This is a genomic window from Actinomycetospora sp. (assembly GCF_055612215.1).
This window is the reverse complement of record NZ_JBVPVA010000127.1, coordinates 1-10,168: the sequence shown is the minus strand read 5'-3', so window position 1 is coordinate 10,168 and position 10,168 is coordinate 1. Positions and strand designations below refer to the sequence as shown.

Sequence of the window (10,168 nt, the reverse complement as noted above, 5' to 3'; positions counted from 1 at the left end):
GGACCGGGACCGGAGCCCGCGGTGACCACCGCGGCGCGGCTCCCGCGCACGGGGCGATGGGTCCCGTGACCCGCCGCTCCCGCCGGACCCTGCCCGCTGTGCCCGACCTGCTCGCCCTCGCCGGACTCGTCCTCCTGGTCGGTGCCGTCGTCGTCCTCGGCGCCGCGACCGGCCGGCTCGCCCTGGTCTCCCCCTCCGCTCCGCTGCTCCCCGCCGGGACGACCCTGCCCTCCTGGGGCGTCTGGGTCTCCGCGGCCGCCGGCGTGCTCGTCGGCCTGGCCGGGCTGCGCTGGCTGACCGCCCAGGCGCGGCGCCGCCCGGCCGGTGTCCCGTGGACGACGCCCGCCGGCGGAGCTACCACCGGCGTCACCACCGTCCCGTCCGGGGTGCTCGAGAAGGCCGTCCGCGAGGACCTGACCGCGCACCCCGGGATCGTCGGGGCCGGCTCCCGTCTGGTGGCCGCCGGGCCCACCCCGAGGGTGTTCGTCGAGGTCGACCTCGACGCGCACGCCAGTCCGGCCGAGGTCCGCGCCCACCTCGAACAGCAGGTGCTCCCCCGGCTGCGGCATGCGCTGGACGTCCCCGCCCTGCCCGCCGAGCTGCTCCTGCGGACCGGGCGGGCGCGATCCGGACGCCACCTCGACTGACGGGCCGGACCCGACGCGTCAGTCGTCCTGCTCGCGCTGCGCCGCGCCCTCCTCGATGAGGTCGCGGTGCAGCGTCATCAGCAGGCGGGCCTGCTCGGCGATGTCGTCGGCGCCGTGGACGAGCGCGCTGGTCCAGAAGTGCGCGCTGAACACCCGGCCCTGCGATGGCGATCTGCGCGAGGCTCGGCATTCCGGCTGCGTCCGCCGTGCGGATCGCGGGACGGCGCGCAGCATCGCGCGGGCGGCGCGCCAGGCGCCGAGCGCGGCCAGGTCCGGGTCGGCTCCGGCCGCGGCCCGGGTCCACCATCGCGTCGCGACGCGCCAGCTCCTGCACGAGGTCACCCGGGGCGATGCACCCATCGTCACCGCGCCGGGGCATGCACGACGAGGTATTTCCGGGCCGGCGGCCGGAGCCGTCTACGGGTCCGGCGCGCCCCGTGACGAGGCCTCGTCCCGGCCCGCACACAGGCGCGCGACCAGGCGGCCGACCTGGACCGCATAGTCCTCGACGACGTCGGGCGCTTCAGGATCGACGCCGACGGCCCGGGCGAGGTGCGGGAAGCTCACCGGCGCGGCGCACATCCCGAACAGCGCGACGGCGAGTGCCGCCGGGTCGAGATCGGCGGCGAACTCGCCCGCCTCCTGCCGCGACCGCAGGTCGGTCAGGATCTGCGCGAAGCGCTCCTGCTGGGGCGCTCGGGACCCCGGCGGCCCGGGACGCCCGTCGAGCCCCTCGCGGATGACCAGCCGTGCCTCGTCGGGAGCCCTCAGGGCTTGCCGCGCGTACTCCGCGGCCAGGACCGGGAGCGGCGTCCCGGCCGGCGCGAACGTCTGCTCGGCCTCACGCCACCGGTCGCCGAGGGCCTCGTAGAGCCCCTGCTTGCCGCCGAAGTAGTACGAGATCAGCTGCTTGTTCACCCCGGCCCTGGCCGCGATCGCCTCGACCCGGGCGCCGCTGAGCCCGTGCGCGGCGAACTCGGCCACGGCCGCCTCCAGGAGCAGGCGCTTGCTGCGCTCGGCGTCGCGCCGGCGGTCCTCGCCGGTCGGCGAGCGCCGACCCCTCGCCTCCGTCACTTCCTCATCCTAGCCAATCATCTATTTGGATGATTAGAGTATCCGCACAGATGACACGAGGAGGACGGATATGGCCGGTACACCACGAGTGGCGATCGTCGGCGGAGGTGTCGGCGGCCTCGCACTCGCGCACGGGTTGCGTGCCGCCGGGGTGGACGTCCGGCTCTACGAGCGCGACCTCGACCCGAACCGGCGGCGACAGGGCTACCGCATCCACATCAGCCAAGTCGGGGAGCAGGCGCTGGCCGAGGTGCTGCCCGAGCCCGTGCACCGCCGGGTCGTCGAGACCGCCACGCGTCCCGGCGACCTGCTGGCCGGGTTCGACCACCGGCTCAACACGCTGTTCGAACAGGCCTTCCCGATCACCCGTCCGGACGCGATCACGGCGGTCGACCGCGAGGCCTTCCGCCGGGCGCTGACGACCGGACTGGAGGGGATCATCGAGCGCGGCCGCGAGCTCGTCGGGTACACGGAGGGCCCGGGCGGCGCCGTCGAGCTCCGGTTCGCCGACGGCCACCGCGCCACCGCCGACGTTCTCGTCGGAGCCGACGGGGTCGGATCCGCCGTGCGCGCGCAGCTGCTGCCCGACCTCGAGGTCCTCGACATCGGCGTGCGCTGCCTCTACGGCCGACTCCCCCTCTCCGGGATCGACCGCGATCGGATCCCCCCGGCCTTCCTGCGCGGCTTCTGCTTCCTCGCCGACGAGCGCGGGATCGGCGCCGCCGTCGCGCCCGTGCTGTTCCGCGAGCCACCCGCCGAGTACGGCGACTACCTGATGACCGTCCTCACCGGCACCAACGACGCCCTCGGGCGCAGCGACGACGAGCTCTTCGGTCTGGCTCCCGAGGAGCTCTGGGGCCTCGCCGTGGAACACACCGCGACCTGGCACCCGGCCGTGCACGACCTGATGGCGGCCGCCGACCCGGCCGCCGCCTTCCCCGTCACCCTGCGCTCGTGCACCGGGATCGACCCGTGGCCCACCGGCCGGGTGACGCTGCTGGGCGATGCCGTCCATCCCATGACGCCCGCGGCCGGAGCCGGTGCCAACACCGCCCTGCGCGATGCCGCGCTGCTCGCGCGGGAACTGACCGACGCCGGCAGAGGTGACCTCGTCGATGCCCTCGCGCGGTACGAGACCGAGATGATCGGCTACGCCTCGGAGGTGGTGCGCCAGTCGCTCCGCAACGCCGAGCAGATGTTCGGGGTCCACCGCGCCCCGGCGGAATCCGGCTCCTGATCCGGCCCGAGGGTGTGCGGGTCCTCGCCGGCGGGCGACGGCCCGCCCGAGGTCTGGTCCGGAGGACCCGCACCCTCGGCGTCGCCCGGGTCGAGCGCCCGCAACACACGCCGGCCCGGGTCCACCGTCGTCACTCACCCGGGTCGCCGCGTTCTCCCCTCGGCGCTGTCGGGGTGGAACCGCAGCGAATCGCGGTCGGGTCCGGTGTTCAGGATCGTGAAATCACCCGTCGATCAGCGCGTACGGCGCGGTGATCCCTCCTCGGATGCCGGATATCCGCCATCCTGGACGTACGACGATTCCTCGGAGCGCCGACACCACTCGGATGCCCGCCGATGTCACTCCGCCAGAGGAGGGCTCCTCGGTCGATTGCGCCGATTCCGCGCTCTTTCCCGCGGGTTCGCCACCGGTGTGGTCGATGGCCGTCAGCGCATGAGTCGGCGCAGCACGGCCTCGGTCTTCGTGGTGTCGGCGAATGCCGATTCGGGCAGGCCGAGACGGACGAGGGCGTCGTGCAGGTCGCGCTGGGCCGCCTCGGCCCCGTCGATCCTGACCCTCGCCGAGACCTCGAGGAAGCGCAGTTCGTCGAGCTCCCAGACCTCGACGTCGCAGTCCAGTGCGGTACCGGGCACCGTGAGGGACCACTTGCGGGACTCCACGGGACCGAACGTCTCGAGGCTCCCGATGGGGATCATCCACTCCTCGACCAGCGTGGCCTGGTCGTGGGACAGCGAGTCGACCAGCCCGGTGGAGCCGACCGGGTCGGTGTCGCCGTCGCTCCCGTCGAGATCGTGGTCGAGGGACGCGGAGAGCAGGTGCCTTCGGCCGGCCCAGTCGCCCTCGAGCTTCGCGCCCTTCCAGTCCCGGGTGCGGTCGTCCCACCGCTCGGTGTCCAGGCAGCCCTCGGGGCCGCGGAGCTTGAGGGTGACGTCCCCGCCCTCGGGACCGCGTCGGGAGCGCACGACCAGGCCGCGGGCGGCGAGCACGAGGGGCGCGTCAGGACCCACGGGGACCTCGCTGAAGAAGATCCGGCGCTCGGTCAGGGCCGCGGCGCCCGGTGCGAGCGCCTTCTCCGCCTGATCGGCGACGTCGCCGCTCACCGTTTCCTTGATCTCGACCTTCATGATCCGCCCTCGAATTCGCCGTGGTCGTCCGGCGGAGTCTGGGCTCGGGTGTCGCCGAAGGGCCAGGAAGGTCAACCCGTTGGCGCAGCCGCCACTCGATATCGATTCGCTGCGCATCCGAGCGGACGCGTGCGGTGATTCGCCGACCACCGCACGGAATTTCTCCCTCCTTTCGGCGCACCTCCTCACTCGCCCAGCCGATCGCCAGGAGGACCACCCGGTGCCACGGTTTCCGGACACGGTGGTCTCGTGACCGCACCGATTCCGCCGGCCGGACCGACCCAGGGGGACACGACCATGACCGCACGCGCACCACGTCAGTGCATCGTTCCGCACCGCATCCTCGACCGGATCGCCCGCACGGGATCCGAGGAGCAGCGCAACGCGGCCCTCGACACGCTGGCTCTCGACCAGCGGTTCCGGCTGGCCCGGGCGGAGTCGTCGATGGTGACCCGCCTGAGCGCGATGCCGGTCAGCTTCGGGCGGAACGGTGGGTCGCCGAAGCGGGCCATCTACGACCAGCACCACTCCGAGGACCAGAGCCCCGGCACCCTCAAGCGGGCCGAGGGCATGCCCGCGGTCTCCGACTCCTCGGTGAACAACGCCTACGACGGGTTCGGCTACACCTACGACTTCTACTGGAAGACCTTCCAGCGCGACTCCATCGACGGCGCCGGGATGACCCTCGAGGGCCTGGTCCACTTCGGGCGGAACTACGACAACGCGTTCTACGACGGCAACGGCCACATGTTCTTCGGCGACGGCGACGGCCAGGCCCTGACCGACACGACGGCGGGGATCGACGTCATCGGGCACGAACTGACCCACGGGGTGACCCAGGTCGAGGCCAACCTGACGTACTCGGGACAGTCCGGCGCCCTCAACGAGTCGATGTCGGACGTCATGGGCATCCAGGTCAAGCAGTGGGCCCTCAAGCAGGACGTCAACGCCTCGGACTGGCTCATCGGCGCGGACGTGGTCGGGCCGCAGCTGAGCCCCGCGCTCCGCTCGATGAAGGCGCCCGGCACCGCCAACCCGCACGACGACCAGCCCGCCGACATGGACGGCTACGTGCCCGGGGGCGACGTCCACACGAACTCGGGCATCCCGAACCACGCCTTCTACATCGTGGCGACCACCCTGGGCGGTCACGCCTGGGACGCGGCCGGCCCGATCTGGTATGCCGCGCTGCGCGACGCCGCGCTCAAGCCCGCCGCCACCTTCAAGGAGTTCGCGGCGATCACCCTCAAGCAGGCCCGTCAGATCTATGGTTCGACGAGCACGGAGGCGCAGGCCGTCGAGCAGGGGTGGAAGTCCGTCAAGGTGATGTGACCGTCGCCGGGCGCCGGACCGGAGGAGGGCGACGTGCGAGTTCGGGTGGTCCGCCGAGGCGGCCTCGCCGGCATCCCGATGACCGCCGAGGTGGACACCACGGAGCTCGGGCAACCGCAGGCCGAGCAGGCCGAGCAGGCGCTGCGGTCGGCGCAGCAGGCCGCGCCGTCCGGGCCCCCGGCGCCCGACCGGTTCAGCTTCCACCTGAGCCTGCCCGACGTCGCGCCCGACGACACCGTGGCGGTGGACGAGCGGGACGTGCCGGACGGGCTCCGGCCGCTGCTCGACCTGGCCGCCACGCGGGCGGCCCCCGGCGCGGGACGCTGAGGCCGCGGGCGCGTCAGGTCCGGCCGCCGGAGCGGTTGCTCAGGCTCTGCTCGCTGGCGTTGCGCACCCCGACCACCTCGGAGTGCCGGATCAGCGTCCCGTCGGGGACCGTCGTCGACCCCTTCGGCTCACCCTGTTCGAAGATCTCGGCAAAGCGCCTCACGAGGCGTTCCGCCTCCTGGTCGTCGACTCCCTGGAGGACGATCTCGTGCCCACCCCGGAGGATGACCGTCAGCCGCCTGCTCATCGCGCCACCCTCTCGTCGCCGACCCTGACGGCCGTACCGGCAGCCTCGCACGATCCGGGCGTGATCGGCGTCACCGGCGCAGCGGGCCTCGATCCGGCCCGGTGACCGGTTCTCCCTCGGTGCCGCTCTCCTCGACGTCCGCCCCCGACCTCGCCTCCCGCCGGCGCTGGTGGGTGCTGGCCGTCATCGCGATCGCCCAGCTGATGGTCGTGCTCGACAACACCATCGTGAACATCGCGCTGCCGTCCGCGCAGGCGGACCTGGGCTTCAGCGATCCGCAGCGCCAGTGGGTGATCACGGCCTACGCGCTGGCCTTCGGCAGCCTGCTGCTGCTCGGCGGGCGGATGTCGGACCTCTTCGGACGCAAGCGCGCGTTCATGGTCGGCCTCGTCGGTTTCGCCGTCGCCTCGATGGTCGGCGGTGCCGCCACCGGCTTCGACATGCTCGTGATCTCCCGGGCCGCGCAGGGCGCCTTCGGGGCGCTGCTCGCGCCCGCGGCGCTGTCCCTGCTCACGACCTCGTTCCCCGGCGGGCGGGACCGCGCCCGGGCGTTCGGCGTCTTCAGCGCGATCGCCGGCTCCGGCGCGGCCCTGGGCCTGCTGCTGGGCGGGACGCTCACCGAGTACGTGGACTGGCGCTGGTGCATGTACGTGAACGCCGTCTTCGCCGTCGCGGCGTTCGTGGGTGCCGCCCTGCTGCTGCCCGCGTTCCCCCGCCGCGAGCGGCCGCACCTCGACATCCTCGGCACCGTCGCCGGGTCGGCCGGGCTGTTCTGCATCGTCTACGGGTTCGCCACCGCGGAGACCGACGGCTGGGGCTCCGCGCCGGTGATCGGGTTCCTCGTGGGCGGCGTCGCGCTGCTGGCGACCTTCGTCCTGCTCCAGCGCACGGTGCGCGCCCCGCTGCTGCCGCTGCGGGTCGTGCTGGACCGCAACCGTGGCGGCGCGTACCTGGCGATCCTCGTGCTCGCCTCCGGCATGTTCGCGGTGTCGCTCTTCCTGACCTACTACCTGCAGGAGTCGCTGCACTTCTCCCCCGTCCTCACCGGGGTGGCGTTCCTGCCGATGGTCGCCTCGATCGTCACGGCATCGACGACGGTGCCCGCCACCCTGCTCCCCCGCGTCGGACCCAAGCCGCTGATCTTCGTCGGGCTGCTCGCCGGCGCCGGGGCGCTGTTCTGGCTCTCGCACCTCGACGTGACGAGCACCTACGCGAGCGGGGTCGTCGGGCCGCTGATCCTCATGGGTCTCGGGCTGGGGACCGCGATGTCGACCTCGATCAACACCGCGACGCTCGGGGTGGACCCCGCCGACGCCGGCGTCGCGTCCGCCTCGGTCAACACCATGCAGCAGGTCGGGGGCTCGGTCGGCACCGCGCTGCTGTCGAGCGTCGCGGGGACCGCCGCGGCCGCCTACCTGGCCACGACCCCCGGACACCCCGGCATCGCCGCCGAGGCGACGATCCACAGCTACACGGCGGCCTTCCTCGCGGCCTCCGGCCTGTTCCTCCTCGGCTCCCTCGTCGCCGGGTCGATCGTCCGTACCGGCCGCCCGCACGCCGCTCGCGCCGTCACGTCCAGCGACCAGGTCCCGGACACCACGCCCGCGGCGACGGCGCCCGGGGACACCGAGCCCGGGCTCGTGGGCGTCGTCCACGACGACGCGGACTCCCCGCTGGCCCTGGCCGTGCTCACCCTCGTCGACAGCAGCGGCGGTCAGGTCGACCACACCGTCACCGACGACGACGGCCGCTACCGCCTGACCACCGATCGGGCCGGCCGGTTCCTGCTGGTGACCGTGGCCCGCGGACACGAGCCGGTCGCCCAGCACGTCGTGATCGACGAGGGCGCGACGGTCCGGCGCGACCTCACGGCCGGGGCCGGCGTCGACGTGCGGCGCTGACGCGCGGAGGCGTGCGGCGGGGCCTGCACCGCCGCGCCGGTCACGCCCCGAGCTCGTCGTGGGCGTCGTAGGCGTCGTCGTCGGCCGGACTCGTGGTGCGCGGCGCGGGCATGCGTCGGATCGCGTCGTAGACGAGGAAGACCTCGTCCAGCGGCGCGTCGCGCAGCGCCGTGAGGTACTCGGGGAGGGCGACCCCGACGAGGTGCAGCCGTCCGCCGCGGTCGATCAGGGCCCGCCGGGTGCGGGCGAGCACGGTCAGCAGCCGCGCGCCCTCCCAGCAGGCGCCGAGGTCGACGGTGAGCTCGGGGATGCCGACCGCGACCAGCCCGCGGACCGTGCCCGAGAACTCGGTGACCGTCGGGCGGTCCACCTGACCCGACACGCTCACGGTGTAGTGGTCGCCGACGTGGTCCACGGCGACCTTCATCGGTCGGTCGTGGCGATGCCTCCGCGTCCGGCCACTGGTCCGGACGGGTGTGTGGCGTTCCCGCTGCACCTGCTGCGTCACGATCGTCCCCCGATGTGCTCGCTCACTGAGCTCGCGGCACCGGGGTCCAGGGCACCCGGAATCACCGTAACGGCGGATGGCGCGTCACCACAACCATCTGGGACGACCCGGCAGGAATCGTCCGCCGATCAGTGGCCGTGCGAGCGCTCGGGCGGGAACGACATCTGGGGGTGGTGCGGCACCTCGGGCGAGGAGGTGTCGATGGGCACGGAGGTCGAGCGGACGAGGCCCAGCTGGGTCGCCTGGCGCGGGAGGACGGCGTCGAGGAGCCAGTCCGCGGCGGTGCGCACCCGGTTGCCCGGCATCGAGAGCAGGTGGTAGCCGCGGGCGACCGCCTTCGCGGGGAGGCCCGCCAGGCGCAGGTGCAGCGGGTTCGCGGCCGCGTCGGTGCTGCCGAGGTCGACGACGAACCCGAGGTCGCGGTGGCGGTAGCGGCGCAGCCGACGGCCGCGCAATGACGCGGCGACGTTGCGCCCGGCCAGCCGGCCCTGGCGCTCGGCGTGCTGGGCGGTCATCGCCGTGTACTGCCCGGGGCGGGTGCGGTCCGGCACCGCGGCGGCGTCACCGCACGCGAACACCTCGGGGTGGCCGGGCACCGTCAGGGTCGGCTCGACGACGAGGCGGCCCTCGGCCAGTTCCAGGCCGACCTCGGAGATCAGCGGGTCGGGGCGGACCCCGACGCACCAGAGCAGGGTCCGGGTCGGCACCTGCTCGCCCCCGCGCAGCCGCACCCCGTCCGCCGTCGCCTCCTCGACCGTCTCGCCGGTCCGCACCTCGACCCCGCGCTCGCGCAGGACGCGGTCCGCGGTGGCGCCGAGATGCTCGTCGAGACCCGAGAGGACCTTCCCCCGACTGACCAGCAGCCAGCGGACGGCCCCCTCGCCCAGCCCGCGGGACCGGGCCAGGTCCTGGGTGAACAGCACACCCTGGGCGGCGACCTCGGTGCCGGTGTAGCCCGCGCCGACGACGACGAAGGTGCACCGGGCGCGGCGCTCGTCGGGGTCGTCGCTCCCGGCCGCGAGGTCGATCTGCCGGATCAGGTGGTCGCGCAGGTAGAGCGCCTCGGGGATGCCGCGGAACCCGTGGGCGTACTCGCTCAGCCCCGGGATCGGCATCAGCTTGTGGACGCTACCGACGGCCAGGACGATCCGGTCGTAGGTCGTCGTGTGGTGGACGCCCTCCGGGTCCATCCACCGCACGGTCCGCTGCGCGAGATCGAGGTCGTCGACCTCGCCGTGGGCGTGCCGCACGGCGGGGGGCAGCGTGCCGAGCGAGACCGAGATGCGCCGGGGTTCCAGGACCCCGCTCGCGACCTCGGGCAGCAGCGGCAGGTAGAGGAAGTAGTTGGTCGGGCTGACCAGCACGATGTCCACGGTGTCGCCCGTCGCCCGCGCCAGCGAACGGGCAGCGTTGTACCCGGCGAACCCGCTTCCCACCACGACGACCCGGGGACGGGTCCCCGTCGGACCCGGGCCTTCCACCCGATGCGCGCTCATCCCGGGAGCTTCCCCGGCGGGCACCCGCGGTGAAACCGGTGCTCCCCCGGTGAGCCGGACGGCCCCGCGGCCGGGACCCTGTGCGCGTGCAGTCGCTGCGGATTGTCCCCAACCTGCGGAGCTCGGTCGTCGAGGAGAAGCCCACGAGCCAGCTCGTCCTGTTCACCTCGCAGCTCGGGGACTCCGACGCCGCGCTGCTCGGCCCGACCGTCCGGCCCTTCACCTGGCCCGCGCTGCTCCGGGCGGTCCGGGACCCCGATCTCGAGCTGCTGGAG

Annotated in this window: 12 protein-coding genes; 6 read left to right on the top strand and 6 right to left on the bottom strand. The window is 73.6% G+C overall.

Translation table 11 applies throughout. The features are described from left to right. On the top strand, positions 1–647 hold a 647-nt coding region (locus AC0CYZ_RS03365), incomplete at its 5' end, for an Asp23/Gls24 family envelope stress response protein (protein WP_472212338.1). Positions 648–665: 18 nt separating this feature from the next. Here AC0CYZ_RS03365 and AC0CYZ_RS03360 read toward each other — a convergent pair. Beyond that, positions 666–800, bottom strand: coding sequence for a hypothetical protein (locus AC0CYZ_RS03360; RefSeq protein WP_472212336.1), 135 nt, complete (start codon positions 798–800; stop codon positions 666–668). A gap of 264 nt (positions 801–1,064) precedes the next feature. Continuing rightward, on the bottom strand, positions 1,065–1,721 hold the full coding sequence (locus AC0CYZ_RS03355) for a TetR/AcrR family transcriptional regulator (RefSeq protein WP_472212335.1): 657 nt from the start codon (positions 1,719–1,721) through the stop codon (positions 1,065–1,067). Between the two features lie 70 nt (positions 1,722–1,791). Here AC0CYZ_RS03355 and AC0CYZ_RS03350 point away from each other — a divergent pair, with 70 nt between their 5' ends. After that, a complete protein-coding gene (locus tag AC0CYZ_RS03350; RefSeq protein WP_472212333.1) occupies positions 1,792–2,958 on the top strand; it encodes an FAD-dependent oxidoreductase in 1,167 nt (388 codons plus the stop codon). Between the two features lie 425 nt (positions 2,959–3,383). On the opposite strand, the gene AC0CYZ_RS03345 is transcribed toward AC0CYZ_RS03350, so the two are convergent. Further along, positions 3,384–4,082: a hypothetical protein gene (locus tag AC0CYZ_RS03345; protein ID WP_472212331.1), complete on the bottom strand. Its 699-nt coding sequence runs from the start codon at positions 4,080–4,082 to the stop codon at positions 3,384–3,386. Between the two features lie 297 nt (positions 4,083–4,379). On the opposite strand from AC0CYZ_RS03345, the gene AC0CYZ_RS03340 reads away from it, so the two are divergent. Together AC0CYZ_RS03340 and AC0CYZ_RS03335 are read left to right on the top strand one after the other, a co-directional pair. Further along, positions 4,380–5,414 carry a M4 family metallopeptidase gene (locus tag AC0CYZ_RS03340; protein WP_472212329.1) on the top strand — a complete coding sequence of 345 codons (1,035 nt, stop codon included), beginning with the start codon at positions 4,380–4,382 and terminating at the stop codon, positions 5,412–5,414. Between the two features lie 33 nt (positions 5,415–5,447). Next, the gene (locus AC0CYZ_RS03335) at positions 5,448–5,741 is read left to right on the top strand and encodes a protealysin inhibitor emfourin (RefSeq protein WP_472212327.1); all 294 of its coding nucleotides are present in this window, start codon (positions 5,448–5,450) and stop codon (positions 5,739–5,741) included. Positions 5,742–5,754: 13 nt separating this feature from the next. Here the strand turns inward: AC0CYZ_RS03335 and AC0CYZ_RS03330 are convergent, their stop codons facing one another. Continuing rightward, positions 5,755–5,988, bottom strand: coding sequence for a hypothetical protein (locus tag AC0CYZ_RS03330; protein ID WP_472212325.1), 234 nt, complete (start codon positions 5,986–5,988; stop codon positions 5,755–5,757). A 101-nt stretch (positions 5,989–6,089) separates the two neighbouring features. Between AC0CYZ_RS03330 and AC0CYZ_RS03325 the strand changes: the two genes are divergently transcribed. After that, entirely contained in the window at positions 6,090–7,889 is a 1,800-nt protein-coding gene (locus AC0CYZ_RS03325) for an MFS transporter (protein WP_472212323.1), read from the top strand. A gap of 40 nt (positions 7,890–7,929) precedes the next feature. On the opposite strand, the gene AC0CYZ_RS03320 is transcribed toward AC0CYZ_RS03325, so the two are convergent. Together AC0CYZ_RS03320 and AC0CYZ_RS03315 are read right to left on the bottom strand one after the other, a co-directional pair. Continuing rightward, complete coding sequence (locus AC0CYZ_RS03320; RefSeq protein ID WP_472212321.1) at positions 7,930–8,316, bottom strand: STAS domain-containing protein; 387 nt, start codon at positions 8,314–8,316, stop codon at positions 7,930–7,932. 209 nt (positions 8,317–8,525) lie between these two features. Beyond that, positions 8,526–9,893 carry an NAD(P)/FAD-dependent oxidoreductase gene (locus tag AC0CYZ_RS03315; protein ID WP_472212319.1) on the bottom strand — a complete coding sequence of 456 codons (1,368 nt, stop codon included), beginning with the start codon at positions 9,891–9,893 and terminating at the stop codon, positions 8,526–8,528. A gap of 86 nt (positions 9,894–9,979) precedes the next feature. Here AC0CYZ_RS03315 and AC0CYZ_RS03310 point away from each other — a divergent pair. Then, a partial coding sequence (locus AC0CYZ_RS03310; RefSeq protein ID WP_472212317.1) for a hypothetical protein occupies positions 9,980–10,168 on the top strand: 189 nt, incomplete at its 3' end.

Excerpts from the sequence above, each read along its gene's own strand:
- AC0CYZ_RS03340 (WP_472212329.1), top strand. The coding sequence starts at position 4,380 with ATGACCGCACGCGCACCACGTCAGTGCATCGTTCCGCACCGCATCCTC.
- AC0CYZ_RS03320 (WP_472212321.1), bottom strand. The coding sequence starts at position 8,316 with ATGAAGGTCGCCGTGGACCACGTCGGCGACCACTACACCGTGAGCGTG.
- AC0CYZ_RS03315 (WP_472212319.1), bottom strand. The coding sequence starts at position 9,893 with ATGAGCGCGCATCGGGTGGAAGGCCCGGGTCCGACGGGGACCCGTCCC.
- AC0CYZ_RS03330 (WP_472212325.1), bottom strand. The coding sequence starts at position 5,988 with ATGAGCAGGCGGCTGACGGTCATCCTCCGGGGTGGGCACGAGATCGTC.
- AC0CYZ_RS03345 (WP_472212331.1), bottom strand. The coding sequence starts at position 4,082 with ATGAAGGTCGAGATCAAGGAAACGGTGAGCGGCGACGTCGCCGATCAG.
- AC0CYZ_RS03350 (WP_472212333.1), top strand. The coding sequence starts at position 1,792 with ATGGCCGGTACACCACGAGTGGCGATCGTCGGCGGAGGTGTCGGCGGC.